Here is a 25,894-nt window from a genome sequence, read left to right as displayed (position 1 = left end):
ACTTCCCGTTCGATACACCAAATTCTTTGAGCTGTAGGCTCATTTCAAGGTTATCGGTCGAAGCAAAAGATCCCGGTTTTTTGGGTTCATTCACGGCGAGCCTTTACCTTGAACCTTAGCTCTAATGTTGTATGCGAGCTGGATGCGCACTGGCATTTCACGAAAGGACACGATGAGCACCATTGTGAAGTTCATCAGCCTGGCCGAGGCCGAGCCGGAGAGCGAGGAAGTCAGCGTTTCCGTGCTGCTCCAGGCACAGCTGGATGACGGGCGGCTGGTCGTCGTGCTCGATGACCGGGGCTGGTCCACCAACTGCAGCTGGCCGCAGGCGGTACCGGCTGATATCCGCGAAACCGCGCTGGTGGTGGCGGGACCGGATGAACCGGCCCCTGGGGCAACCGCGGCCCAGGCCCTGCACGATTACTGGGAGTACATCCAGACGCTCCTCGCTGCGCAACAGCTGCACCTGCCGGTCCATGAGCTGATGGCCCTGGAGCATGAAGTCCAGTTCGGCCCGCGCCTGCAAAACCTGCTGGCCGCGTCCGGCCATTGACCCCGCCTGGGATTGGGCAGGAGACTTGAACCATCATGAACAAGGAATCCCGGACCATGCTCGCTTCCCTGGAGCACTCGTTGCAGCTCGGCGGCCGGCTCGTCGAGAACATTGCAGGCACGCAGTGGAACGCGCCCACGCCGTGCAGCGATTGGACGGTGCGCAAGCTGCTCGAGCATGTGGTGGGCATGAATCTGGTCTTTGCCGCCATGCTGTCCGGGCAGCGCCCGCCCTCTCGCGATGCCGATGTGCTGGGCGAGGATCCGGCCAGAGCCTACACCCGCTCAGCGCAGCTGCTGCTGGCCGCCTTTGGTGCCCCGGGGGTGCTTGAACAAAGCTTCCAGAGCCCGATGGGCACGGCCACCGGCTTCGAGCGGCTGCAGATCCGCAGCTACGATTTGCTCGCCCACCTCTGGGATCTGGCCCAAGCCACCGGGCAGGTGCTGGAGGATGATCCCGTGCTGGAATCCTCAGCGCAGCAGGCATGGGAATTCGCCCGCGGGCAGCTCGCTGATTCTCCGCGCTCCGGGCGCTTCGATCCACCGCAACCGGTCAGCGACGAGGCGCCGGCGCTGGACCAGCTCGCGGCGTTCCTCGGCCGGCCAGTGCCGTGGACCCCACACCGATAATTTGCCCTCGATCCGGCGAAGTCCTTGAACCGGGCGCACCCCGGTGGTCAAATGGTGCCACACACCAGGATCAGGCGGCATGAGGGGCGAGGCAGATGTTCACGGGAATGCTCGGCAATTGCACGGTATCGGATGTGGCCCGCGCCGAGCACTGGTATGCCCGGCTCTTTGGCAGATCCCCCGATCAGCGGCCCATGGACGGATTGCTCGAATGGCATCTGGCCCCGGGCTACGGCGTCCAGGTGTACTGCGAACCCGAACGCGCCGGGCACAGCACCCTGGTCTTGGAAGTTGCCGATCTCGACGCCCAGGCGTCGCGACTGCTGGAATCGGGCATCGAGCACCACGGGCCGCAGCCCGGCGGCGGGGCGCGAATCCTGCAGCTTCAGGATCCCGACGGCAACCGGATAGTGCTCGCCTCCCCATTGACCGGCCTCGCGCGCTGAGCCCGGCATCAGGAACTCAGGCTTGCTCCGCCGCCCAATCGAATGACAACGGCAGCAGCTCGCGGGCGCTGACGCTGCGTGGCCCGTTCGGGGTATCGACGATGACTCTCAGCTGCGGGTAGTTATCCGCCATCACCTGGCGGCAGCGACCGCACGGGTTCTTGATTCCGCGGCCCTCGTTGCCCACCGCAACTACCACCTGCGGATCCATGGCCCCGGCGGCACGGGCCGCCCCGAAAGCCACCAGCTCGGCACAGGGCCCACCGGTGAAGTGGTTGAAATCCACGCCCGCGTGCATCGTGCCATTGGCAGCCAGCACCGCGGTGCCCATGGTGTGCACCCCGTCCCCGCCATCGGGCGCATCGGTGGTGGCCTCGATTATCTGCCGGGCCAGCTCAACCAGAGCCTTTTCGTCATCAGCCAGTTCTCGATAGTGCAGCTGGTGCGGTGTCGCATTCATGGCTCCAGCCTAGCTGCCACATCCTGAAGCCAGGCATCCCAGGCCCCGCCGGCCCGACCGGCCAGCAAGTCGTATCCTGCGGCGCGTGGATGCGCCCCGTCATCGGCAGCTACTTCACGGCGCCACAGGTCATTGCCGGCCAGGTCTTCGTGGACGCCCAGATACGACACCATCTGCGAGCGGCAGAATGCCCGCATCTGCGCGTCCAACTCAAGCAGCTCCGCGTTCAAGGCATCATCGGCGATCGCTGGCGGCCCGATGATCAATATCGGCCAGTTCCGTTCCCCGGCCGCACCCAGGATTGCCGCGAGGTTGGGGATCCGATCTTCGACTGCCACCCGTGGCTTCGCTCCCCAGCGGATGACGTCGTTGACGCCGAAGGAAAACACCACGCCCACCGCATGGTCCCCTGGCGGAAAACGCGCAGCGCATTCAGCTTCGAATCGCTGCCTGATCATGGCGCTGGTATCGCCGCGCACCCCGAGGTTGTAGCCGGTGAGCGCGTAGCCGCGTTCGATTCCCCGGGCGATCAGCCGTCCTGCCCATCCGCGGTGGGTTTCATCGCCGACTCCCGCGACAAATGAATCCCCGACGAAGCACACTCGCAGCGCTGCACCCATGATGTCCTCTCGACCGGTTGGCTGTCTCGCCGCCCAAGGCCAATCCTCCCAAAGATTCCAAGACGCAAAAAATCCGCTACCCGAGCACTTCGGATAGCGGATTCTTCACTGCGGGCTAGTGGCCCTCGACGCTGGTTTCGTCGAACGGACGGTTGCCGGCCAGCACGGCCTTCGCCTGGTCCATGTCAATTTCCCTGGTCCACTTGCCGATCAGCAAGGTGGCCACGGCGTTGCCGGTGAAGTTGGTCAGCGCGCGGGCTTCGGACATGAACTTGTCGATGCCCACGATCACGCCCATGCCGTCCAGCAGTTCCGGACGGTGCGACTGCAGCCCGGCGGCCAAGGTGGCCAGGCCTGCACCGGTCACGCCGGCGGCGCCCTTGGAAGCGACGATCATGAAGACCAGCAGGCCGACCTGCTCGCCCAGGTTCATCGGCATGCCCATGGCGGTCGAAACGAACAGGGCAGCCATGGTCAGGTAGATCGCGGTGCCGTCAAGGTTGAAGGAGTAGCCGGTTGGCACGGTGATGCCGACGACCGGCTTCGAAACACCGGCATGCTCCATCTTGGCGATCAGGCGCGGCAGGGCCGACTCGGAGGAGCTGGTGGAGAAGATCAGCAGGTATTCGCGAGCCAGGTACTTGAGCAGCAAGAAGATGTTCAGACCGGTCACCACGCGCAGCAAGGTGCCAAGGATGACGACGATGAACAGGGCGCAGGTCAGGTAGAAGGCGCCCATCAGGATCGCCATGGAGCCGATGGCGGCCCAACCGGTGGCACCGACCACTGCGGCAATGGCGCCGAAGGCACCAATCGGGGCAACCCACATGATCATCATCATCAAGCGGAAGACCACGGCCTGGATGTGCTTGATGCCGTTGAGCACCGGCTCGCCGGCCTTGCCCATGGACTGCAGCGCGAAGCCGACCAGCAGGGCCAGCACCAGGGTTGGCAGCACCGGGATGTCGCCCGGGATCAGTTCCAGCAGGAAGGCGACGGTGGCGTTGTCTCCCCCGCCGGTGCTCGCCTCATAAGGCTCGAGCTTCAGTCCGGATCCGGGGTGGATGATGTTGCCGACGACCAGGCCGATGGCCAGGGCGAAGGTGGACATGGTGATGAAGTACAGCAGCGCCAGGCCGCCGACCTTGCCGACCGTGGCGGCCTTGGCGATGGAGCCGACGCCGAGGGCGATGGTGCAGAAGATCACCGGGGCGATCAGCATCTTGATCAATGCCACAAAACCGGTGCCCAGGGGCTTGAGCGCCTTGCCGAGGTCCGGGGCGAGCAGTCCGACCGCTGCGCCGAGCACCACGGCGGCAATCACCATGATGTACAGCCAGTGGGTCTTGTCTTTTTTCTTCGTTCCGGCCTGGGCTGAGTTGCCGCCCGGCTTCATGTCGTCAGTGACAGTCATGTGGTTAGTCCTACCCTTGAAAAGTGCCTGCAACCGCCCCTGGCGTCCTTGCCAAGCCGGTATTACGTAGAATCGTTCTGTTCAATGGTGCGCGCCGAGGTGATGTGCATCTCTATTGCGTTCATATTGGTCACGCGATAGCACTCCAAAGGAAGACACCGCAAGAGGAGGAGCGCAACATGACAGACCACTTCACGGACCTGTCCTCGCCCCGCGAGGCTCAGAACGATGCAATCCCCGCTCCCCTGAGCCGCAACGGCTGGTCTTTTGCGGTGCTGATCTTCGCCGCGCAGATGCTCGTGGTCATTTTGGTGGTCATTGGAATGGCGGTCTCCACCTACCAGCAACAGGCCCGGGTCATCCTCGACGACAAGCAAGCCACCGTTGCCACGATCTCCATTACGCTGGCCAACGACCCTTTCGTGGGCAACGCGCTGGCCGGGGATCACCCCTCGGAACTGCTGCAGCCCTACACCAACAAGATCCTGGACCGCGGCCAAGGTGTCGATTTCATTTCGATCATGACCCCGGACACCAAGCGCGTCACCCACCCCAATCCCGAGCGGATTGGCCAGAACTATGCAGGTTCGACCAAGCAGGCGCTCGCCGGCCAGACCTATAACGAGGTGGCGCTGGGAACCCTGGGACGCTCGGTGCGGACCATTGCGCCGGTGTACCACGACGGAAAGCTTGTCGGGCTGGTGGCCACCGGAATCACCCTGGAAAACCTGCAGACGATTTACCGCAGCGAGCTGCCGCAAATCCTGCTGGTTTCCGCACTCGCCCTGATCCTGGCCGGCTTCACCTCGTGGTGCTTCTCGCGCTACGTCAACCAGGCGACCTTGGGCTTCGGCCCGCATGGCCTGCGCCGGCTCTACGCCTTCTATTTCTCCGCGCTGCATTCGGTGCGCGAAGGGCTGGTGCTGCTCGATCGGCGGCATCGGATCGTGCTCTATAACCAAGAGGCCGCGAAATTGCTGGATTTGCCCGATGAGGTACCGCCTCATGGCCTGGATCTCGACCAGGTCCAGATGCCCGAAACCCTGCGCACGCTCATGGCCACCGGCCGCAGCTGCAAAGACGAAATCCATCTGGGAGCCCGCAGCGTACTGTCCATTTCCCAAGGTCCCGCACGCTTGACCAACGCGGGATTGCCCCGGAGAGGCGGCGCTCCCCGGCGCTGGCTTGGCGTGCAGCCGCTCACCGGCCAGGTTCTGACCTTGCGCGACCTCACCGAGGTGCAGGAACTGGCCGGCGAGGTCCAGTCGCTGAAAACCTTCTCCACCGCCCTGCGAGCGCAAACCCATGAGCATGCCAACCGGCTGCACACCATCGCCACGCTGATAGAAAATGGCCAGAACGAGCGGGCCTTGGCCTTTGCGGTGGACGACCGGCAGCATTCGCAAAAGCTTACCGATGCCATCGTGCATTCCATCGATGACGCCTACCTTTCCAGCCTGCTGGTGGCCAAAGCCGCCCAAGCCCATGAGCGCGGGGTCAAGCTGGATATCACCGCGCAGGGATTCATCCCTGCCGATGCGGTGGCAGCCAGCGATATGGTCACCATCGTGGGCAACCTCTTGGACAATGCCTTGGATGTTTCCGCCGGCACCAGGGAATCCACCGTCTGGGTGGAGGTCACCGCGGGGCATGGGGAGCTGATCATATCCGTGGCCGATTCCGGGCCCGGCATTGAACCGGAATTCCTCGACCAGCTGCTGCGTTTCGGGGTGAGCACCAAAAAGGGGGCACAGCCGCGCGGTCTGGGCTTGGCCCTGGTGCAGCAGGCCGTGCTGCGCCTAGGTGGCACAATGAATGTTGACAATGATGCCGGGGCGATCTTCACCGTGACCCTTCCGCTAGAGTCCAGCAGCTAGCCAAGGAGAGTTCCATGACAGGTCCCCGCATCGTCCCACCCGCCCCGTCTTCAAGCAGCGAGGACATCATTGTGCTCGTGGTCGACGACGAGCCCGAAACCGCGGCATCCCACGCCAAGTACGTTAATCGGGTCCCCGGATTCGCGACCGGCGCGATCGCCAACAACGGGCAAGAAGCATTGTCCCTGCTCACACGCGCCCGGAATTCAGGGGCTGCCTTCGATCTGGTCCTCCTGGACATGACCTTGCCCGATTTGCACGGGATCGACGTGGCCAAGCGGATGCGCGGGTTGGGCCTGACCACCGACATCATCGCCATCACCGCGGTCCGCGATCTTGCCGTGGTCCGCTCCGCTGTCGCCACCGGCATCACCCAGTACCTCATCAAGCCCTTCACCTTTGCGGCCTTCAGCGAGAAGCTTGAAAATCACCGCCGCTTCATCTCCACCATGCGGTCCACCGGGCCGGACACCAGCCAGGCCGCCTTGGACACCGCCTTTTCCGCGCTGCGCACATCTACCGCTTCCGCTTCCCTGCCCAAGGGCCTGATCCCGGAGACCTTGGCACAGATCAGCGAGCATCTGGCCCGGCAGGCCGAACGCTGCTTTTCAGCCACCGAACTGGGCGAAGAACTAGGCATCTCGCGGGTCACCGCTCGGCGCTACCTGGAGCACCTGTTCGAAACCAGGGCAGTGCTCAAACAACCGCGGCATGGCACCAGGGGCCGCCCGGAATATGAATACCGGGCAGCTCCTCGAAGCTAGGCCGCCGGCCTAGGCTTGCGCGCGCAGCAGCGGCATCAATTCATCGAGCACTGCGGGGTCCTCGATGGTGGATGGAACGGTGTACTCCTTGCCGTCGGCAATCTGCCGCATGGTCTTGCGCAGGATTTTGCCCGAACGGGTCTTCGGCAACGCGGCAACCACCGTGACTTCGCGGAAGTCCGCCACGGCGCCGATCTGCCGGCGCACCAGGGCGACAATTTCCCGCGCCAAGGTTTCGCCGTCGATCTGAACGCCGGATTTGAGCACCACATAGCCACTGGCGCGTTGCCCCTTGAGCGCATCGGCCAGGCCGATCACGGCGCATTCCGCGACCGCCGGATGGCTGGCCAGCACCTGCTCGATGGCGCCGGTGGACAGCCGATGCCCGGAAACGTTGATCACGTCATCGGTGCGGCCCATCACGAAGAGGTAGCCGTCCTCATCCAGGAACCCCGAGTCCCCGGTCAGGTAGCACCCCTCGATCTGCGCCAGGTACGTATCGATAAAGCGCTGGTCGTTGCCCCACAGCGTGGTCAACGCACCCGGTGGCAATGGCAGGCGGACAACAATATTTCCCTCCTGGCCCGCTGGCAGCTCCTCGCCCAGGCCATCGCGAATCTGCACCGCGAAACCAGGCACCGGGGTGGTGGGCGATCCCGCCTTGGCCGGCAGCGCTTCCAGCCCCAGCGGATTCGCGGCGATCGGCCAACCGGTCTCGGTCTGCCACCAGTTATCCACCACGGGAATCCGCAGAAGATCGGAGGCGAAGTGGAAGGTATCGGGGTCCAGTCGCTCTCCGGCGACAAACAGCGCGCGCAGGGTGGACAAGTCATGGCTGGCGATCAGCGCGCCCTGCGGATCCGCCTTGCGCACGGCACGCAACGCAGTTGGCGCGGTGAACATCGTTGTGACCCCGTGGTCCTCGATAATGCGCCCAAAAACTCCGGCATCCGGCGTGCCCACCGGCTTGCCTTCATAGAGCACCGTTGTCGCGCCGGCGATCAGCGGCGCGTACACAATGTAGGAGTGGCCTACGACCCAGCCGACATCGGAGGCGGTGAACATGGTGTCCCCGGGATGCACATCGTAGATTGCGTTCATCGAGTACTGCAGCGCCGTGCCGTAGCCACCTGTGTCGCGGACCACTTTTTTCGACGCCCCGGTGGTGCCCGAGGTGTACAGCACGTAGAGCGGGTGGGTTGATGGCACGGGCACGGCCGCGGCGGGTGCTGCCTGCTGCGCCTGCTCATCCCAGTCCAGCCAATTGACCTGTTGGCCGTTGATCGGCTGGTTCCGGTAGTCGGCGAGGCCATGCTCGAACCCATCGCGGTGGGCCACAATCACGTCCTTAACGGCTGGTTCCGCCAGGGACAGCGCCTCAGCCACCGCCGGCAGGTATTCGATGCGCCTGCTTGGCTCGATGCCGCCGGAGGCGGTGACCACCGCGACCGGCGCGCAGTCGGTAATACGCGCCGCCAGCTCCTTCGGGGCAAAACCGCCAAAGACCACCGAATGCACGGCACCGAGCCGGGCGCAAGCGAGCATGGCGATCACGGCCTGCGGGATCATCGGCAAGTAGATCAGCACCCGATCCCCCATGCCGACCCCGCGCCCTGCCAATACGCCGGCAAAGGTTTCAACTTCGCTCAGCAGCTGCGCGTAGGTGTAGCTGACGACGCTGCCCAGCATCGCTGAATCATGGATCAGCGCGGTGTGATCTGCGCGGCCGGCGGCAACATGCCGATCGAGCGCATTGCTGGAAAGGTTGAGCTTGCCATCGGGGAACCAGGAATAGAGCGGCTTGCGCGAATCGTCGATGGCTATTTGCGGCACCGTGTCCCATTGGAGATCCTGGGCCGCTTGCAGCCAGAAAGTGGCGGGGTCGTTGGTAGCCTGGGCGAAGGCCCGGCGGTATTCCTGTGCCATTGTTCTTTCCTCCCGGCACCGGGCGTCATTGCCCGGCCCCTGCGTGGTGACTGAGATCGTCCTCGCCGTCAACTCTATGAGCCAAGTCACTCCAACACAAATTTTATGTATACATAACTTGAAAGAATCTTGGGATATATTCTCAAATCTCCCAATTATCCACGGTCCGTGTATACAATTGCAGCATGAGAGCAAGCGACAAGGTCTACGAGAGCCTGCGCGCCGACATTGTCGAATGGCGCTTGGCTCCGGGCACCGTACTCGCAGAAGTCGAGCAGTCAGAACGCCTGGGCGTTTCGCGCACACCGGTTCGCGAGGCGCTGGGGCGGCTGGTTGCCGATGGACTGGCGGTAGCGCAACGCGGGCGAGGCACGGTGGTCTCGGAGGTCAGCGAAGATCACGTAGAAGACCTGTTCGTCCTGCGCGTAGCACTGGAATGCGCCAGCGCCCGGCAGGCAGCCGGCTCAGCGCAGCGAGCAAGCTTCGACGAACTGGCGCTGCGCTTTGAGGCCGCCGCCCTAGAAATAGAGATCCCCGGATCCCGCGAATCCTACTACCAGCTGGTGCAGCTGCTCGACGATTCCATCGACGAGGCTGCGAACAACAAGTACCTGTCCAACGCATTGCGCACCCTGCGGGTTCACCTGCAACGGATTCGGCGCATGGCCAAGGACAACCCCCAACGGCTCAAGGCCTCCGCCGGCGAGCATGCTGCCATAGCGCGAGCGATCGCCAGCGGGAATCCCGAGGTTGCCGCGGCGGCCACCACAGTTCACCTGCACCAATCCTTCACCCACATCATGGCCCACGCGGCCGGATCAGAAAGGCAATGACCATGATCAAGCACCCTGTACGCGTATACCGCTCCGAGGAAAACCTGGCTCGCGAAGACCAGCTGGCGCACAAGATCGCCACGGTGGCCGCCGATCCGGTAGAGGTCACCGCAGAAGTGGCCGACATGATCATCAACCGCATCATCGACAATGCCTCGGTGGCCATCGCTTCGCTGAACCGCGGACCGATCATTGCCGCCCGCGCCCAGGCACTGACCCACGCCCCATCCACCGGCGGGGCGGGCGCCAGCGTCTTCGGCATCTCCGAAAAGGTCTCCCCGGAATGGGCAGCCTGGGCCAACGGCGTGGCCGTGCGCGAACTGGACTACCATGACACCTTCCTGGCCGCCGAATACTCGCACCCGGGCGACAACATCCCGCCGATCCTGGCTGTCGCCCAGCACACTGGCGCCTCGGGCAAGGACCTGATCCGCGGCATCGCCACCGGCTACGAAATCCAGGTGGACCTGGTCAAGGCCATCTGCCTGCACAAGCACAAGATCGACCATGTCGCGCACCTGGGCCCATCGGCCGCCGCCGGCATCGGCACCCTGCTGGGCCTGGATGTCGAAACCATCTTCCAGGCCGTGGGACAGGGCCTGCACACCACCACCGCCACCCGCCAGTCGCGCAAGGGCGAAATCTCCACCTGGAAGGCCCACGCCCCGGCCTTCGCCGGCAAGATGGCCGTCGAGGCCGCGGACCGCGCGATGCGCGGCCAGACCTCCCCAGTGCCAATCTACGAGGGCGAAGACGGCGTCATCGCCTGGATGCTCGATGGCGAGGATGCCGCCTACGAGGTGCCGCTGCCAGAGGCCGGCGAAGCCAAGCGCGCCATCCTGGACACCTACACCAAGGAGCACTCGGCCGAGTACCAGGCCCAGGCCTGGATCGACCTTGCCCGCAAGCTGCACGGCGAGCACCCGGAGGCCACCGACCCGAAGAACGTCACCTCGGTGCTGATCAAGACCAGCCACCACACCCACTACGTCATCGGCTCCGGCGCGAACGACCCGCAGAAGTACGATCCCACCGCCAGCCGCGAAACCCTGGACCACTCGATCCCGTACATCTTCACCGTGGCCTTGCAGGATGGCGCATGGCACCACGTGGATTCCTACTCCCCTGAGCGTGCCGGCCGCGCCGACACCGTGGAGCTGTGGCACAAGGTCACCACCGAAGAAGATGCGCAATGGACCCGCCGCTACCACTCGCTCGACATCGCCGAGAAGGCCTTCGGCGGCTCGGTCGAGATCACCCTGGCCGATGGCACCGTGATCACCGATGAAATCGCCGTAGCCGACGCGCACCCGCTCGGCGCCCGTCCTTTCGCCCGCGAGCAGTACATCAACAAGTTCCGCACCCTGGCCGCCGGCCTGGTGGACGACGCCGAGATCGACCGCTTCATCGCGGCCGCAGAAAACCTTGAAAACCTGGCCGCCGGCGAACTGGACCAGCTGAACATCGCCGCCGCCGCGGGCGTCATCGACGCAGCGGCCGCACCGAAGGGCCTGTTCTAGCATGCTGTACTCGACAAGAACCCCTGCGGCAAAGCGCCTGGCGCTGCGCGAAATGCTCACCCCGGGTGCCGCCCGCCAGTTCCCCGGCGCTTTCAACCCGCTCTCGGCGAAGCTGATCAGCGAGAAGCAGTTCGACGGCATCTACATTTCTGGTGCGGTGCTCGCCAACGACCTTGGCCTGCCGGATATCGGATTGACCTCGCTGACCGAGGTAGCCACGCGTGCCGGGCAAATCGCCCGCATGTCCGACCTGCCCGCGATCGTGGATGCCGATACGGGATTCGGCGAGCCGATGAACGTGGCCCGCACCATCCAGGAACTCGAATACGCTGGACTTGCCGGGTGCCACATCGAGGACCAATTCAATCCGAAACGCTGCGGACACCTGGACGGCAAGAACGTGGTGGACACCGACACCATGCTCAAGCGCATCGCCGCCGCCGCTGATGCACGCATCGATCAGAACTTCCTGATCATGGCCCGCACCGATATTCGCGCGGTCGAGGGCCTTGATTCGGCCATCGACCGGGCCAAGGCGATGGTCGACGCCGGAGCCGACGCGATCTTCCCCGAGGCGATGAAAAACGTCGCAGAGTTCGAGGCGGTGTGCAACGCCGTGGATGTGCCGGTACTGGCGAATATGACCGAGTTCGGCAAGTCCGAGCTATTCAACCGCCAACAGCTGGCAGATGCCGGTGTCGCGCTGATCATCTACCCGGTCACCCTGTTGCGCAGCGCCATGGGCGCGGCCGAGCGGGTGCTGGATGCCATCAGCGAGGATGGTACCCAGCAGCGCGAAGTGGATAACATGTTAACCAGGTCACGCCTCTACGAGCTCGTGGACTATGAAGCCTACAACCGCTTTGATACCGGAATCTTCAATTTCCAGGTCCCGACCTTGGACATTGATTCCAATAGCGCCAACCTCTAGATTCGCACCATAGCAGTATCACCAATGCATTATTTCTCCGGCAATGAAGAGGAGCAAGAATGACTACCCCAGAGGAAATCAAAAAGGGCCTGGCAGGCGTTGTCGTTGACTACACCGCCGTCTCCAAGGTCAACCCGGAAACGAACTCGCTGTTGTATCGCGGTTATCCCGTGCAGGACCTGGCCGCTAACAAGTCCTTCGAAGAGGTCGCACTGCTCTTGTGGACCGGGGAATTGCCGAGCCAGAGCGAATTGACCGAGTTCACCGCCTTCGAACGCGCCAACCGCGCTTTGGATCCGCGGGTCAAAGCCGCCATTGATCTGCTGCCTGCCGACTGCCACCCCATGGATGTCGGACGCACCGCAGTGTCGGTGATCGGCGCAAACCACCCCGAGGCAGGCAATTCCTCGCCCGAGGCCGAACTGCTCAAGGCCAAGGAACTGTTCGCTGCTTTCCCGGCAGTGGTTGCCTACGACCAGCGCCGCCGCCGCGGCCTGGAGATTGTCGCCCCGCGTGAAGATCTAGACTACTCGTCCAACTTCTTGTGGATGACCTTTGGCGAAGAAGCCGCCCCGGAGGTTGTCGATGCTTTCCGCGTGTCCATGGTGCTCTATGCAGAACACTCTTTCAACGCCTCGACCTTCACCGCCCGAGTAATCACTTCGACCCTGTCGGATCTCCATTCGGCGGTCACTGGGGCCATTGGAGCGTTGAAGGGTCCGCTGCATGGTGGAGCCAACGAAGCGGTGATGCACACCTTTACCGAGATCGGCATCAACAAAGACGAATCTCGCGAAGATGCAGCAAAGCGCGCCAAGGCATGGATGGTGGAAGCACTGGCCGCGAAGAAGAAAGTCATGGGCTTCGGGCACCGTGTTTACAAGCACGGCGACTCGCGCGTCCCGACCATGAAGGCCGCGTTGGACCGGATGATTGAACACTACGATCGCCACGAAATACTGGGATTGTACGACGGCCTGGAAGCTGCCATGGATGAAGCCAAATCCATCAAGCCAAACCTGGATTACCCGGCCGGCCCGACCTATCACCTCATGGGCTTTGACACCGAGATGTTCACCCCGATCTTCATTGCGGCACGCATTACCGGCTGGACGAGCCATATCTTCGAACAGCGCGCAGCCAACGCGCTGATCCGACCGCTCTCTGCCTATAACGGCTCGGAGCAGCGCGCACTGTAAAAAGTTCAGCTCGCAACAAAGGCCACGGGGACAAAGCAAGCACTTCCACCTCGTGGCCTTTGCCATGTCCAGGACCGGAGTGCACCAGTTAGCCGCCACGCAGGCTTGCAGTATCGAACGAATCGACCTATCGTTTAACGATAGAAACACTTCGAAGAACGATAAGGTATCTTGCCATGGGAAAATTCAGCATTGTCGGGTTGAAGGTAATTCTGGCTGTGATTCTAGCTGGCACATTCTTTGTCCAGCTATTCATGATCCCGATGATTTTCATCCACGAATCACCGAGCGACGGGACGGAGAAGTTCTTTCAAGGTTCCTTCCTCAGCTACCTTTTTCTCGCAGGGCTCATCATTGAAACATGCGTTTACTGCGTGTGGAAATTAGCGACGAGAGTCAAACGCGGGACTGTTTTCGACCCGGCCTCTTTGGGTTATGTAACGCCCATCATCATCGCCTTCGCGGTCGGCGCCTTGGCCACGCTTGCACTCGGCGCCATCTTCGCTGCCAGCACCGAAATAGCCCCCGGCGTTGTGCTTCTTGTCGGTGGGGCCGGACTCCTGATGATCGGCATCAGCATCATCGTGCTCGTCCTGCGCCAGCTGCTCGAACAAGCGGCAATGACCGAAGCCCAAGCTGCCGAACTTCGCACCGAATTGGGTGGCGTTATCTGATGGGAATTCGAGTAGATATCGACGTGATGCTAGCCAAGCGAAAAATGGGGGTTGGCGAACTATCAGAGAAGATCGGCATCACGCCTGCGAATCTTGCCGTGCTCAAGAATGGACGGGCCAAGGCAGTCCGGTTTAGCACCTTGGAAGCGTTGTGCCGTGAATTGGATTGCCAACCTGGCGACCTGCTGATTTTTGAACCCGACGCCGGCTAGGACAGAGAACGGCATCGGATCAAGATCAATCCCAGGGGTCAAAATCAATCGTTTGCACCGAGATGTTGTCGGAGGCCAGAACTATCCTTGCGGTGAACCTCTGGCCGGCGGCCAGCTGGGGCAGCCAAGTTTTCGAGTCCTGCCACATCTCATCGACGGGCAATTGGTCGATGCGGAACCACAACGGTTCGAGCTCGTCGCTGCTGGCTGCTTGCCCCTCGGCAGATCGCGCGATAAAGGTCATGCAGTCCATGTCAGCGGCGGGCAGCGAACTGAACCTGAATTCAATTCTTGCCGCCAGTTGCAGTTCCGGGCCAGAGACCCTCAGACCCGTTTCTTCGAAAAATTCCCGAACAGCCGCTTGCCTGCTCGACTCGCCCGGTTCATTTTTCCCTCCGGGAAGGACGATCTTTCCTTGCCCGAATCCGCGCAACTTTCGCCCCAGCAGAATTTGGGCATTCCCATCCCGTTCAGCGAGCAAGGCAACCAACGCCACCGGGCGAGGATTAGACGAGTGGCTATTCCCAGACATGGTCATTCAACCCTTGGATGCGCCAGTTGATAGGACTCACGCAGCGAGTCCACCGTCACTTTGGTATAAATCTGCGTTGTAGTCACCGAAGCGTGACCCAGGAGTTCTTGCACTACACGAACATCGGCACCGCCCTCTAGTAAGTGGGTGGCGAAGGAGTGGCGCAAGGTATGCGGCGAAACTTCGACATTGATTCCCGATCGCTGCGCAGCCTTGCTGATCAAGAGCCAAACTGACTGTCGAGACAGCCGGCCACCGCGCTGATTGAGAAAGAGCGCAGGCGTGCCCTTGCCCTTCAGCGCCAACCCAGGTCGCGAACGCACCAGGTAGTCGCTGACCGCTTGCTGCGCGTAACCGCCTACGGGAACGATGCGTTCCTTGGACCCCTTGCCGAAGAGCCGGACCACCGCGTCGTCGGCAAAATGAAGATCGTCCACGTCCAGATCGACCACTTCAGAAATTCGAGCACCGGTGGCGTACAAGAATTCCAGGATGGCGCGATCACGCAGGCCCGCCGGAGTTTCGGTACTGATCGAATCCAGCAGTCGAATTACCTGCGCAATGGAAATCGCTTTTGGCAGTGATTGCCCGATTGCCGGGGGCTGAATCTCGCGTGCCGGATTGGGCACGCAAATCCCTTCCAGCTCCCAGTACTTGTGCAACTGCCGTATGGCCACTGCATGCCTGGCCACGGACCTCGCGCCCAAGGGCTTATGGTCGTCGTCGCCGCGGGAAAGCTCCTGCAGATAACCGCTAATGGTGGCCTCGGTGATTTGCTGTGGATCGTTCACGTTATAGGTTTGCAGCACATCTGCATAGCGGGCTAGGTCCCGGCGGTACGATGCAAGCGTATTCTCGGCTAGGCCTCGTTCGATGGCCAGGTGCTGCAAGTAGCGCTTGACCGCCTGCTCAAAGCCGTCGCTCATCCTTCGCGCAGATTGGGGTGAACCTCGAATGGTTCATTCGCGTCGCGCAAATTGGTGTACTTGCTAGCTCGTGCAGCTTGAGCAGCCAGGAGCGCGATCATTGCCGTTGGATTGTGAATCTTGCCGGCCAGTACTGCGGCAACAGCTTCTTCCAATGGAACCCAGGTGCTGATCATTTCAGCTTCTTCTTCGGTGCGTTCATGTCGCTGGCCCTCCGGCACGAGCTGCGGTTCGCGTGCTAGATATATTCGCACGGCCTCCGATGACGAGCCTGGCGAAAGAAAGACATCCGTCAAAATTGACCAATGATTTGCCGTTCGGTCCGCTTCTTCCCAGAGCTCACGCTTGGCTGCATCCAGCGGTGCCTCGCCCTCGATATCCAACAGCCCCGCAGGAATCTCCCATAAGCGCATCCCGACTGGATGGCGATACTGATTGATCATCAGCACTCGCTCGTCATCATCCATCACCAATACACTGACGGCGCCAGGGTGGTTGATGTAATCACGTTCAATGGTTCCGCCAGTCTCTGAAAGCTTCACCGAATCGTGGATGACGTTCCAGATTCGCCCTTCGTACACTGTTTCCCGGCCCAGTAATTCGCGCGGAGAGAATTCGTCGGAAATTGGAGGCATCGACACCAGGTTCGTCCTTTGGTAGGTAATAGCTGTCCTTCAATTCCAAGCTTAAACAGCCGCGCGCCGGTCAAGAGTAACCGGCGCGCGAGTGCTTGCAGAGAATTCGCTCTGCCCGAAGTTTGCTAGCTGCGCTGATCCAAGGCAGCAGCAACCAGGCCTGCGAACATCGGGTGTGGTCGTGTCGGGCGGCTGGAGAGCTCCGGGTGCGCCTGAGTGGAGACGTAGTAAGGGTGAACATCCTTTGGAAGTTCCACAAATTCTACAAGGCTGCCATCTGGCGAAGTGCCGGAGAAGACCAGTCCAGCTTCTTCCAGCTGCGCGCGGTACGAGTTGTTGACCTCGTAACGGTGACGGTGGCGTTCTGCTACGTCGGTCGTGCCGTAGGTTTCGGCCAGGACCGAGCCTTCAGCCAGCTTTGCCTCATAAAGGCCAAGGCGCATGGTTCCGCCCAAATCGCCCTTGCCATCCACGATCTCCAGCTGCTCCTCCATGGTCGCGATGACCGGGGTGGTGGTATCTGGATCGAATTCGGTGGACGATGCGCCTTCAAGGCCAGCAACGTTACGCGCGTATTCGATGACCATGGACTGCAGGCCAAGGCAAAGGCCGAGGGTAGGCAGCTTGTTCTCACGAGCGAAACGCAGTGCGCCCAGCTTGCCTTCGAGGCCGCGAATGCCGAAGCCGCCTGGCACGCAGATTGCTTCAACGCCAGCGAGAGCCTTGGCAGCTCCTGCTTCAGTGGCGCATTCATCTGCTGGAACCCAGCGAATGTTGACCTTGGCGTTGTTAGCGAATCCACCGGCGCGCAATGCTTCGGTCACCGAAAGGTAGGCGTCCGGGAGGTCGATGTACTTGCCAACCAGAGCTACGGTCAGCTCGGTGCTTGGGTTGTGCACAACGTCCAGCAGGCGATCCCACGAGCTCCAGTCGACATCGCGGAACTTCAGTTCCAAAGTCTGCACGATGTAGGCGTCCAGGCCCTGAGCGTGGATGACCTTGGGGATGTCGTAGATGCTCGGGGCATCAGCGCAGTTGATGACAGCTTCGGTGTCCACGTCGCAAGTGCGTCCGAGCTTGGCTCGCATCTCTGCAGGAATCGGACGATCGGAACGGATGACCAATGAGTCTGGCTGAATGCCGATGGAGCGCAACGCAGCTACGGAGTGCTGGGTTGGCTTGGTCTTCAGCTCATGGCTCGGGCCAATGAATGGCACCAGGGATACGTGTACGAAGAAAGCGTTCTTGCGGCCGATGTCCTGTCGAACCTGGCGCGCTGCTTCCAAGAATGGCTGGGATTCGATGTCGCCAACGGTGCCGCCGATTTCGGTGATGATCACATCTGGAGCTGACTTGCCGGCGGCAGGATCAGTGGCGGCCAAGCGCATACGGCGCTTGATTTCATCCGTGATGTGCGGGATCACCTGGACGGTATCGCCCAAGTACTCACCGCGACGTTCACGTTCCAGAACGGTTGAATACACCTGACCGGTAGTTACGTTGGCGGTACCAGGAAGGTTCTCATCCAGGAAGCGCTCATAGTGTCCGATATCCAGATCGGTTTCTGCGCCATCGTCAGTGACGAAGACTTCACCGTGCTGGAATGGGTTCATAGTACCTGGATCGACGTTCAGGTAGGGATCGAGCTTCTGCATGGTCACTGAGAGACCACGAGCTCGAAGTAGATGTCCAAGGCTGGATGCCGTCAATCCCTTACCAAGGGAAGAGGCCACACCGCCGGTGACGAAGATATGCTTTGTCGTTTCAGACGACCGAGAATCACGAGTTGAATTACGCTGCACCACGGGATTTCATCCTATCACCATTCCAATATTTAGCATCCTTCTAAAACTCTAGTGCACCATCACGCGAAGCCCTAGCCTCACCGTAATTCAGGCATTCACCAAGACTTTTAGCCGAAAATCTATTTCGCGGTGGTGAGCGATGACACTAGAATCTGGGCTTCGGAAAGCAATTCCTCCGCATGGGCCTGAGCTGTATCCGATTCCTCTTGGCCCGCGAGCATCCTGGCCAATTCCTTGACGCGTGCATCCTGATCGAGGCTAATCACATCGCTGGCGGTGTAGCCCGCACCTGATTTCGATGTAGCATCCGAATTCTTGATCACGCGAATATGGCGATCCGCATACGCGGCAACTTGGGGCAGGTGTGTCACGACGATGACCTGCACGTGCCTGGCGAGCATTGCCAGGCGTTCGCCAATGGCTACGGCAGCCTTGCCGCCTACACCCTGGTCGACTTCGTCGAAAACGAACGTCGGCACCGGGTCGACCGCCGCCAACACGACTTCAATGGCCAGCATGACACGCGAGAGTTCGCCACCGCTGGCGCCCTTGCCCAAAGCCCGTGGAGCGGCACCTGCATGAGGGGCGAGTAGCATCGAAATTGCGTCCTGGCCGAAGGCCCCCGGCTCGTCCAATTCGGCGACTTCAATAACGAGCTTTGCATCTGGCATCGCCAAGGCTTTAAGTTCGGCCGAAACCTGCGAGGAGAGCTTCTTCGCCGCTTTGCGTCGAGATTCCGACAGCTCGGAGGCAAGCGAAGCGACGCGATGCTCAAGCTCAACTACTTCATTCTCAAGCTCCGCAATCCGCGAATCATCGCCACCAAGCCGCTCCAGGCGGGAACGGGCCTCGGACGCCCAGCTGATCACTTCGTCGACGCTCGGAGCGTACTTCCGCATCAGCTTGTTCAAATCAGCGCGGCGGGCCTCGATCTGCGCAAGCCGCTCCGGGCCTTCCTCGTCGAGATCTGCGGCATAGGCCGCCAGATCGCTGGACAGCTCTGAGGCAAGAATGCCAAGTTCTGCAGCACGCTCGGAAAAGGAGGACAATACGGGATCGTCGCCACTGGCCTGCGCGAGCACTCCCCTGGCAGTTTCCACCAGCGTCGTGACTCCAGGGTTCTCGAAATCTTCGGAATCGATTACGGACTGCGCTTGCTGGCTGGCAGATCGAAGCGACTCAACGTTGCCCAACTTGATCGACTGCTCGCGCAAGGTTTCATCCTCACCCGGCTGCGGATCGAGCGACTCAATCTCATCCAGGGCCAAGCGCAAATTTTCGGCCTCGCGCACCCGATTGCGCGATTCGGTCTTCAGGCTCGATAGCTCTTTAGTTGCGGAGCGCCACTGGCGGTACGAACGCTGGTAGCTGCTCAAGAGGCGGGTGAGCGATTGTCCGGCAAAGCGATCGAGGGCATCGCGTTGAGCGGCTGGCTCCTTGAGCCGAATCTGATCGGATTGGCCGTGGACTGCGACGAGATCATGGCCCAGCTCGGCGAGCAGGCCCACCGGGGCGCTGCGCCCGCCAATGGTAGCCCTGGAACGCCCCTGGGCCGACAGCGATCGGGAAAGCAGCAGTTCGCTCTGTTCGCCAGCCGGTTCAATAAAGGCACCGGCTTGGCTGGCAGAATCAAGTACATGGTGATCCGGCGGCAAGTGCACCACGGCCTCGGCGAGGGCATGCTTGGCACCGTTTCGCACCGCCCCGGCATCGGCACGACGCCCCAGCAGCAAGGACAGCGCGGTGATCACCATGGTCTTGCCAGCCCCGGTTTCACCAGTGACCACTGTGAGCCCTGGGCCCAGTGGAAGGGTGGCCTCGGTAATCACACCAAGGTTGGAAATCTGGATTTCCTGAATCATTGCCTGCTCCCGAATGTCGAGTTCAAGTCGTACCGTGAGATTTTAGTATATGTGTTCTAACCCTGTTTTTCGTAGTTATGTTCGAGCGTGTGGAAAGTTTTTTCTGGAACTCGTTTATTCCGGGCCATCGTCGGTTCGCGCGACCATGGGGATTCCCGGTTCGTCACGGTGGTGCGGCTCGACACTCTGCAAGCCAGGACCGATAACCGGAAGGGCGGCAGTGGCTGATCGGCGTGCATCTACCTTTGCCGGCCCGCGCCATCCAGTGATCGGCAATTCAAACTTGTTGACCAGGCGCTCGGAAAATGGCGTGGTATTCAAACGCGCCAAATACACCGGGCGGCTGCTGCGCGTGACCTCCACGCGGGCGCCAGGCGGCAATTCGATAGTTCGCCGGCCATCGCACCACAGCACGGCGCCGGCATCGGTGCGGGTGAGGATCTCGACCGCCATCACTGAATCCGGCGACACGACCAGCGGCTTGGCAAAAAGAGCATGGGCCGAAATCGGCACCATGATCAGCGCAGCTACATCCGGCCACACCACTGGCCCGCCTGCGGAGAAGGAATAGGCGGTCGATCCGGTGGGCGTTGCCATCACGACGCCGTCGCAGCCAAAGGTCGAAATTGGGCGGCCATCAACTTCGATCACCACTTCGACCATGCGTTCGCGATTGGCTTTCTCCACGGCGGCTTCGTTCAACGCCCAGGTTTCAGCCAGGCATACATTATCGAGCCAGACCTTGACCTCGATGGTCATCCGCTCTTCGACGGTATATTCCTGATTGACCAGGGCGTCCACCGTTGCTGCGAGTTCGCTGCGTTCCGCTTCGGCGAGGAAACCCACATGCCCGAGGTTCACGCCCACCAGTGGAAGCGGTGCCTCGCGGACCAATTCGGCGGCGCGGAGCACCGATCCGTCTCCCCCAAGCACCACGCCCAGGTCAACGTCGTCAATCTGGCAGTCCTCGCCAAGGATTTCGATCGACTCGATGGCCTCGCCGATGGCGTCGGTCATGGCTTCGTGGTCCTTGCGCCGCATCACCGTGATGGCACCGGCAGCTTTGAGCAATGAACAGGTTTCTATGGCCGCGGCGATCGCTTCTTGGCGTCCGGTATGGGTGAAAACTAGAATTCGGCGCAAGGCGGGCGGCCCCTCTCAGGATCGTGAGATGCAAAATGACCGAGGCGTTCGACCCCGGCTAATGCACGTCACTTCTAAGAATAGTCAACGTTCTGCTCAATCAGCGCAACATCCGCCGGCTGTGCATTTTCCCCGGCCTTGAGCCACAAGAAGAATTCGACGTTGCCGTCTTGGCCGGGCAACGGGCTGCGCGCCAGGCCTTGCAAATGCAGCCCTGCCTTTCGTGCGCTGGCAATCACCGCTTCTACGGCTGTTTGGCGCAATTGGGGGTCGGTGACTACTCCGGTGCGGTTCAAATGCTCGCGGCCGACCTCGAATTGGGGCTTGGCCATGAGCACCAGCGAACCGCCGGGCTTGGTGGCCCCAGCCAGGGCATCGATCACCAGGCGCAAGGAAATGAAGGACAAGTCGGCTACTACGAGGTCGACAACTCCCCCAATATCTTCGGGCGTGAGGTAGCGGACGTTGAGTCCTTCATGGACCGAGACCCGGGGGTCTTCGCGAATTTCGGCGACCAGCTGTCCATGTCCGACATCGGCTGCGACCACATGTTCTGCACCGCGGCGCAGCAATACATCGGTGAATCCCCCGGTAGACGCACCAGCATCAAGGCAGCGCAGACCGGCAGGTTCGATAGTGGCAAAGACATCTAGTGCGCCGGCCAGCTTGTGCCCGGCACGAGAAACGTATTCTTCGCTGCCGCTGGGCAGCACCGCAAGTTCATCGGCGGCAGAAACCTTCTTTGAGGCCTTGGCGGCAGGATGCCCTGCCAGCAGCACGCGCCCGGCGGCAATCAGCTTGCCTGCTTCAGTGCGCGAACGGGCCAGACCTCGGGTGACGAGTTCTTGATCGAGCCTTGTCACCGGCTGTGCTCCGCGCGATTGAGTTCTTGCTGCAACCCTTCGAGCAACTGCTCATAGACCTCTGCATGCTCGGTAATATCGTGATCGGCCAACGATGACAGGGCCTGCTCTACCTGCGCATCGTCCATGCCCCGCGGGCCGGGAGCAGGCACTGGGTTCTGTGGAATCATGCTTAGCCTCGAACCCGGCGCAGGGTATCCAGTCCACGCTCGGTAAACCGGATTTCTGGAACTTCATGGCCGCTCTGGCGCGGGTGGGCAAGCCACCAGGCATGGCAGGCGGCGCGCCAGGCATTCAGGTCCGACTCGCTGCCAGAGACTTCGATCGCTCCGGCGTCAACCTTGGCCACCGCTTCGCCCACTTGCACGCCATAGCCCAAAACCTTGATGGTCGGGTACGGGCGGTACAGGTCAGCCAGCGTGTTGATGAGGTAATTGGGGCGTTGCTCCACTGGAGCTCCGAGAGCAGTACGCGGCGAATCCACGCCGGTCAGCACCAAGGCGGTGGAGAACCCGGCCCGGAATCCACCGAGAATGTCGGTATCCAGCCGATCGCCAACCACCAGCGGACGATGCGAATCCAGTCGATCCGCGGCACGGGCAAAAAGGTACGACTCGGGCTTGCCGGCGACCTGCGGCTCAGCTCCCGTCGCCAATTTCACCGCGTTGACCAGCGATCCATTGCCCGGGGCAATGCCCTCAGCGCGCGGGATCGTCAGGTCGGTATTAGTGGCAACCCAGATGGCGCCATTATTGATGGCGTAGCTGGCCTCGGCCAGGTTTTTCCACGACAGGTCGGGGTCGAATCCCTGGATGACCGCTACCGGTTCATCGGCATGGGATTCGACCACTTCCAGGCCGCGAACTGCAATGCATTCGCGCAGGTAGGGGGAACCCACCACCAACACCTTGGATCCCGGATTTAATTCGCGCGCGAGCATCTCGGCGCCGGCATCTGCCGAACCAAAAATTTGCTCAGCGCTGGTCTTCACTCCCAGCTGGCGCAGGTGCGCTGCGACAGACATCGGCGAACGCCCTGCATTGTTGGTAATGAAGGCCAGAGTGACATTCACTTCCGCAAGGGTGTTCAGCGACTCGACAGCTTCATCGATGGCGTTGGGGCCAGCGTAGACAACTCCGTCGAGGTCGGAGAGGACAGAATCAAATCCAGAAATCAGCATTCGGTGGTGGTTCCTACTACTTGTTGTTTTTGACTGCTACTGCCACAGCTTACTTCGAGGACTCGTCCTCGGACTCGGCTGGCTCGCCCTCCGTGCCGGATTCGGCAACTTCGCTCAGGCCGTCTTCCTCGTCGATACCGGTTGCAGCCTCTTCGGCTGCTGCAGTCTCGTCGTCGTCCTGATCTGAAACCTCGTCCTCGACCTCGGTCTCATCCTCAACCGGGTCGATCAAGTCCTTCGCACGGGGAGCTTCTTCCTCTTCATCCATTTCTGGAGCCAAGTCCATGATGAATGATTCGGTTTCCTGCTCGATGCCCAGCGCACGCTCGGCAACCTCGACCTGCTCGTTCCAGCGCTTTGCGTCCTCGGGACGGCCAGCGGCCGACAACAGATCCGCGTAGGCAGTGAACAGGCGCGGGCTGAAGGAGAACGCGCGGTTGAAGTTCAGCTGTTCCAAGGATTCCAGCTCTGCCAATGCCTCATCCAGCTTGCCCAGATCGCCAAAGGCGCCGGCAGCTACAATCTGCATCTCGACCTTCACGGCAGCTTCGAGGTTGGCGGACTCTTCCGAATGAGCCAACTCGATGGCCTTTTCCGGCCGGCCCAGCGCGCGCAGCGAATCAGCGATCAACGGCAGGTTGTAATCTGAACCGGAAATCCGGCGGTGGGTGCGCAATTCGCGCAGTGCGTCTGCATACTTGCCAGCGTGGTAAGCCGCGATGCCAACTGCTTCACGAACTACCGCCACGCGGCCACCACGACGCGAAGCTGCCAAGGTGTGCTCGTAAGCAAGCTCTGGATCTTCTTCCAACAGGCGCCCAGCCATCACCAGGTGCTTTGCAACCCAGCCTGCGGAACGTTCCTCAAGGTAGCGGAGCTGAGCGCGAGCAACACGATCCAGTTCCTTACCGGTGACATCCTCGTCGATATCCGGAGATTGCGTGCGGTCAGCACGGTTTGAGATACGCAGATCGCCTGGGTTATGAGCGCGCGCAGTTTCTGCACGTGGGTCTTCGAAACGCTGTCCGCGTGCTGGACGATCGCCCTTGGAGCGGTCGTCCTTGCGGAAGTTGCCGCGATCTTCATTGCGCTTGAAGCCACCACCGTTGTCATCGCGACGGTCATTGCGGAAACCGCCACGGTCCTCGTTGCGCTTGAAGCCGCCACCGTTGTCGTCACTGCGGTCATTGCGGAAACCGCCACGGTCCTCGTTGCGCTTGAAGCCACCGCGGTCATCATTACGGTCGCTGCGGAAGCCACCGCGGTTGTCGTCACGACGATCGTTGCGGAAACCGCCACGGTCCTCATTGCGCTTAAAGCCGCCACGGTCCTCGTTGCGCTTGAAGCCACCGCCGTTGTCATCACGACGATCGTTGCGGAAACCGCCACGGTCTTCGTTGCGCTTAAAGCCACCGCGATTGTCATCACGCTTGAAGCCGCCACGGTTGTCTTCACGACGGTCATTGCGGAAGCCACCGCGGTCTTCGTTGCGCTTAAAGCCACCACGGTTATCATCGCGATCATTGCGGAAACCACCGCGATCTTCATTGCCCTTGAATCCACCGCCGTTGTCTTCACGACGGTCATTGCGGAAACCGCCACGGTCTTCGTTGCGCTTGAAGCCACCGCGATTGTCATCACGCTTGAAGCCGCCACGGTTGTCTTCACGACGGTCATTGCGGAAACCGCCACGGTCTTCATTGCGCTTGAAGCCACTGCGGTTATCATCACGACGGTCATTGCGGAAGCCGCCACGATCTTCATTGCCCTTGAATCCACCGCGATTGTCTTCACGACGGTCATTGCGGAAGCCACCACGGTCCTCATTGCGCTTGAAACCGCCACGGTTATCATCACGACGGTCATTGCGGAAGCCGCCACGATCTTCATTGCCCTTGAATCCACCGCGATTGTCTTCACGACGGTCATTGCGGAAGCCACCACGGTCTTCATTGCGCTTGAAACCGCCACGGTTATCATCACGCTTGAAGCCACCGCGATTGTCTTCACGACGGTCATTGCGGAAGCCACCACGGTCTTCATTGCGCTTGAAACCGCCACGGTTATCATCACGCTTGAAGCCACCGCGATTGTCATCACGACGATCGTTGCGGAAACCGCCACGGTCTTCGTTGCGCTTGAAACCGCCACGGTTATCATCGCGATCCTGGCGGAAGCCACCACGGTTATCATCACGACGGTCATTGCGGAAGCCACCGCGATCATCATTGCGCTTAAAATCGCCACGATCATCGCGACGCTTAAAGCCATCACGGGAATTGTTGCGGTTTGTATCTGAATTCCGGAAGTCGCCTCGCCCGTTATCAGAACTACGGCGGAAATCGTTAGACATTTAATGTCCCCTTCAGCGGCAATCTCAATACCGCAACCTTCGTGATCGCTTGCACGATGCACTTCACTATTAACTAATCAGCGTGCTCCAACGGCACGAACAACTAACTTCAAGTCTACGGGAGCAAAGACTCATACCATAGGGATTAGAAGCCAATGTGGTAAGACACTCAGTCCAACAAACTCCAGCGTTGCTGAATGTAATTCCGTCAAAGCGCCGCGGTCCCCGGTCAGCATCCAAAGCCCGTTAAACAGGAAAAAAGGGGGGCCAGGCACCGACCCGAACCCCCACCAACCAAAAACACCAACCAACAAGCCATCCCAGCACCAACCACCCTGTTTTGCTGGTTAAACAAGTAAGGGCCCTGACACAAACTGTGTCAGGGCCCAAACCACATATTATTCAAGTTAAGTCCGGCGGTGACCTACTCTCCCACACCCTCACGAGTGCAGTACCATCGGCGCAATGGGCCTTAGCTTCCGGGTTCGGTATGGGACCGGGCGTTTCCCCCACGCTATGACCGCCGTAACAATCACG

At 61.1% G+C, this 25,894-nt stretch carries 25 protein-coding genes, 1 rRNA gene and 1 pseudogene; 11 read left to right on the top strand and 16 right to left on the bottom strand.

Translation table 11 applies throughout. The features are described 5' to 3' along the window. Window positions 1-172 precede the first annotated feature (172 nt). The 3 genes from AOZ07_RS06215 (at window position 173) to AOZ07_RS06205 (ending at window position 1,628) form a co-directional block, all read left to right on the top strand. Entirely contained in the window at window positions 173-553 is a 381-nt protein-coding gene (locus tag AOZ07_RS06215) for a hypothetical protein (RefSeq protein ID WP_194943815.1), read from the top strand. Window positions 554-588: 35 nt separating this feature from the next. Next, window positions 589-1,182: a TIGR03086 family metal-binding protein gene (locus AOZ07_RS06210; RefSeq protein ID WP_060701198.1), complete on the top strand. Its 594-nt coding sequence runs from the start codon at window positions 589-591 to the stop codon at window positions 1,180-1,182. A 95-nt stretch (window positions 1,183-1,277) separates the two neighbouring features. Further along, window positions 1,278-1,628, top strand: a complete 351-nt coding sequence (locus AOZ07_RS06205) for a VOC family protein (RefSeq protein ID WP_060701197.1) — start codon at window positions 1,278-1,280, stop codon at window positions 1,626-1,628. 16 nt (window positions 1,629-1,644) lie between these two features. Here AOZ07_RS06205 and AOZ07_RS06200 read toward each other — a convergent pair whose 3' ends face one another. From AOZ07_RS06200 to AOZ07_RS06190, 3 genes are all read right to left on the bottom strand, one after another. After that, window positions 1,645-2,088 carry a cytidine/deoxycytidylate deaminase family protein gene (locus tag AOZ07_RS06200; RefSeq protein ID WP_060701196.1) on the bottom strand — a complete coding sequence of 148 codons (444 nt, stop codon included), beginning with the start codon at window positions 2,086-2,088 and terminating at the stop codon, window positions 1,645-1,647. Beyond that, entirely contained in the window at window positions 2,085-2,708 is a 624-nt protein-coding gene (locus AOZ07_RS06195) for a GDSL-type esterase/lipase family protein (protein WP_060701195.1), read from the bottom strand. The genes AOZ07_RS06200 and AOZ07_RS06195 overlap by 4 nt, the downstream gene beginning before the upstream one ends. A 115-nt stretch (window positions 2,709-2,823) precedes the next feature. Beyond that, a complete protein-coding gene (locus AOZ07_RS06190) occupies window positions 2,824-4,122 on the bottom strand; it encodes a cation:dicarboxylate symporter family transporter (protein WP_084793153.1) in 1,299 nt (432 codons plus the stop codon). 179 nt (window positions 4,123-4,301) lie between these two features. On the opposite strand from AOZ07_RS06190, the gene AOZ07_RS06185 reads away from it, so the two are divergent. Both AOZ07_RS06185 and AOZ07_RS06180 read left to right on the top strand, forming a co-directional pair. Continuing rightward, entirely contained in the window at window positions 4,302-5,999 is a 1,698-nt protein-coding gene (locus AOZ07_RS06185; RefSeq protein ID WP_060701194.1) for a sensor histidine kinase, read from the top strand. Between the two features lie 14 nt (window positions 6,000-6,013). Further along, window positions 6,014-6,763, top strand: coding sequence for a response regulator (locus tag AOZ07_RS06180; RefSeq protein ID WP_060701193.1), 750 nt, complete (start codon window positions 6,014-6,016; stop codon window positions 6,761-6,763). A 9-nt stretch (window positions 6,764-6,772) separates the two neighbouring features. Here the strand turns inward: AOZ07_RS06180 and AOZ07_RS06175 are convergent, their stop codons facing one another. Further along, on the bottom strand, window positions 6,773-8,689 hold the full coding sequence (locus tag AOZ07_RS06175) for an AMP-binding protein (protein WP_060701192.1): 1,917 nt from the start codon (window positions 8,687-8,689) through the stop codon (window positions 6,773-6,775). Window positions 8,690-8,874: 185 nt separating this feature from the next. On the opposite strand from AOZ07_RS06175, the gene AOZ07_RS06170 reads away from it, so the two are divergent. The 6 genes from AOZ07_RS06170 (at window position 8,875) to AOZ07_RS06145 (ending at window position 14,058) form a co-directional block, all read left to right on the top strand. Next, window positions 8,875-9,522 carry a GntR family transcriptional regulator gene (locus AOZ07_RS06170; RefSeq protein WP_060701191.1) on the top strand — a complete coding sequence of 216 codons (648 nt, stop codon included), beginning with the start codon at window positions 8,875-8,877 and terminating at the stop codon, window positions 9,520-9,522. 2 nt (window positions 9,523-9,524) lie between these two features. Next, the gene (locus AOZ07_RS06165) at window positions 9,525-11,042 is read left to right on the top strand and encodes an MmgE/PrpD family protein (protein WP_060701190.1); all 1,518 of its coding nucleotides are present in this window, start codon (window positions 9,525-9,527) and stop codon (window positions 11,040-11,042) included. Between the two features lies 1 nt (window position 11,043). Then, window positions 11,044-11,973, top strand: coding sequence for a methylisocitrate lyase (gene prpB / locus AOZ07_RS06160; protein WP_060701189.1), 930 nt, complete (start codon window positions 11,044-11,046; stop codon window positions 11,971-11,973). 59 nt (window positions 11,974-12,032) lie between these two features. Further along, window positions 12,033-13,172, top strand: a complete 1,140-nt coding sequence (locus AOZ07_RS06155) for a bifunctional 2-methylcitrate synthase/citrate synthase (protein WP_060701188.1) — start codon at window positions 12,033-12,035, stop codon at window positions 13,170-13,172. Window positions 13,173-13,348: 176 nt separating this feature from the next. Continuing rightward, complete coding sequence (locus AOZ07_RS06150) at window positions 13,349-13,846, top strand: DUF2975 domain-containing protein (RefSeq protein ID WP_060701187.1); 498 nt, start codon at window positions 13,349-13,351, stop codon at window positions 13,844-13,846. Then, a complete protein-coding gene (locus tag AOZ07_RS06145; protein ID WP_060701186.1) occupies window positions 13,846-14,058 on the top strand; it encodes a helix-turn-helix domain-containing protein in 213 nt (70 codons plus the stop codon). The genes AOZ07_RS06150 and AOZ07_RS06145 overlap by 1 nt, the downstream gene beginning before the upstream one ends. A 25-nt stretch (window positions 14,059-14,083) precedes the next feature. Here the strand turns inward: AOZ07_RS06145 and AOZ07_RS06140 are convergent, their stop codons facing one another. The 12 genes and pseudogenes from AOZ07_RS06140 to rrf all read right to left on the bottom strand — a co-directional run bounded on the left by AOZ07_RS06140 (window position 14,084) and on the right by rrf (window position 25,885). After that, window positions 14,084-14,590: an 8-oxo-dGTP diphosphatase gene (locus AOZ07_RS06140; RefSeq protein WP_060701185.1), complete on the bottom strand. Its 507-nt coding sequence runs from the start codon at window positions 14,588-14,590 to the stop codon at window positions 14,084-14,086. Window positions 14,591-14,592: 2 nt separating this feature from the next. Then, on the bottom strand, window positions 14,593-15,516 hold the full coding sequence (xerD, locus tag AOZ07_RS06135) for a site-specific tyrosine recombinase XerD (protein ID WP_084793151.1): 924 nt from the start codon (window positions 15,514-15,516) through the stop codon (window positions 14,593-14,595). Further along, on the bottom strand, window positions 15,513-16,151 hold the full coding sequence (locus AOZ07_RS06130; RefSeq protein ID WP_060703333.1) for an NUDIX domain-containing protein: 639 nt from the start codon (window positions 16,149-16,151) through the stop codon (window positions 15,513-15,515). Before AOZ07_RS06130 ends, xerD begins: the two co-directional genes overlap by 4 nt. A gap of 125 nt (window positions 16,152-16,276) precedes the next feature. After that, window positions 16,277-17,956: a CTP synthase gene (locus tag AOZ07_RS06125; protein WP_060701183.1), complete on the bottom strand. Its 1,680-nt coding sequence runs from the start codon at window positions 17,954-17,956 to the stop codon at window positions 16,277-16,279. A gap of 119 nt (window positions 17,957-18,075) precedes the next feature. Next, on the bottom strand, window positions 18,076-19,818 hold the full coding sequence (recN, locus tag AOZ07_RS06120; RefSeq protein ID WP_060701182.1) for a DNA repair protein RecN: 1,743 nt from the start codon (window positions 19,816-19,818) through the stop codon (window positions 18,076-18,078). A gap of 114 nt (window positions 19,819-19,932) precedes the next feature. Then, a complete protein-coding gene (locus AOZ07_RS06115) occupies window positions 19,933-20,961 on the bottom strand; it encodes an NAD kinase (RefSeq protein WP_060701181.1) in 1,029 nt (342 codons plus the stop codon). Window positions 20,962-21,035: 74 nt separating this feature from the next. Continuing rightward, a complete protein-coding gene (locus AOZ07_RS06110; RefSeq protein ID WP_060701180.1) occupies window positions 21,036-21,824 on the bottom strand; it encodes a TlyA family RNA methyltransferase in 789 nt (262 codons plus the stop codon). Beyond that, a complete protein-coding gene (locus AOZ07_RS18740; RefSeq protein WP_171919494.1) occupies window positions 21,821-21,994 on the bottom strand; it encodes a hypothetical protein in 174 nt (57 codons plus the stop codon). The genes AOZ07_RS06110 and AOZ07_RS18740 overlap by 4 nt, the downstream gene beginning before the upstream one ends. Before the next feature lie 2 nt (window positions 21,995-21,996). Then, window positions 21,997-23,004: an HAD-IIA family hydrolase gene (locus AOZ07_RS06105; RefSeq protein ID WP_060701179.1), complete on the bottom strand. Its 1,008-nt coding sequence runs from the start codon at window positions 23,002-23,004 to the stop codon at window positions 21,997-21,999. A 49-nt stretch (window positions 23,005-23,053) separates the two neighbouring features. After that, window positions 23,054-23,830 carry a tetratricopeptide repeat protein gene (locus tag AOZ07_RS18530; protein WP_098945498.1) on the bottom strand — a complete coding sequence of 259 codons (777 nt, stop codon included), beginning with the start codon at window positions 23,828-23,830 and terminating at the stop codon, window positions 23,054-23,056. A 201-nt stretch (window positions 23,831-24,031) separates the two neighbouring features. After that, window positions 24,032-25,357 (bottom strand): annotated as a pseudogene (locus AOZ07_RS19275) (hypothetical protein); the annotation flags it as partial. Window positions 25,358-25,768: 411 nt separating this feature from the next. Beyond that, window positions 25,769-25,885, bottom strand: a 5S ribosomal RNA gene (rrf, locus tag AOZ07_RS06095). Window positions 25,886-25,894 lie beyond the last annotated feature (9 nt).

Origin of the sequence: Glutamicibacter halophytocola, from assembly GCF_001302565.1 — a bacterium.
GTDB classification, from domain to species: domain Bacteria; phylum Actinomycetota; class Actinomycetes; order Actinomycetales; family Micrococcaceae; genus Glutamicibacter; species Glutamicibacter halophytocola.
This window is presented reverse-complemented; position numbering and strand designations above follow the sequence as displayed.